Origin of the sequence: Paenibacillus xylanexedens (assembly GCF_007680605.1) — a bacterium.
Taxonomy (GTDB): domain Bacteria; phylum Bacillota; class Bacilli; order Paenibacillales; family Paenibacillaceae; genus Paenibacillus; species Paenibacillus xylanexedens_B.
Genome location: NZ_VEIO01000055.1, coordinates 1 through 428, shown reverse-complemented (window position 1 = coordinate 428; position 428 = coordinate 1). Strand labels below are relative to the sequence as shown.

Sequence of the window (428 nt, the reverse complement as noted above, 5' to 3'; positions counted from 1 at the left end):
GTGATACAGACAGCATGGGGGCTGTTGCTAGGCAACTACAATAATACGGATGACGTGGTGTTCGGCGCGGTCGTGTCAGGGCGTCCAGCAGAAATCGACGGCGTCGAAAACATGGTGGGTCTGTTTATCAACACGTTGCCGGTTCGACTAGGCCCGAACGAAAATGCCGGTACATTCATTGAAACGGTCCAACGGTTACAGCAGCGAGCCCTCGATTCGGAGAAATACGATTATACTTCTTTGGCCGAGGTTCAAGCCCAAACGGCATTGAAACAAAACTTGATCGACCATTTGTTTGTCTTCCAGAACTATCCAGAAGTCAACGATATAAGCGGGCAATCTGAGAATCAGGATTTTCAAATTAGTAACACTCAAATGTTTGAGCACACCAATTATTCGTTAAGCGTCACGATGCATGTGCAAGCAAA

General features: G+C 47.2%; 1 protein-coding gene. It reads left to right on the top strand.

Annotation, left to right across the window (positions count from 1 at the left end; genetic code table 11):
- The coding region (locus FS818_RS28355) for a condensation domain-containing protein (RefSeq protein ID WP_145336739.1) at positions 1-428 on the top strand (428 nt) is incomplete at both ends.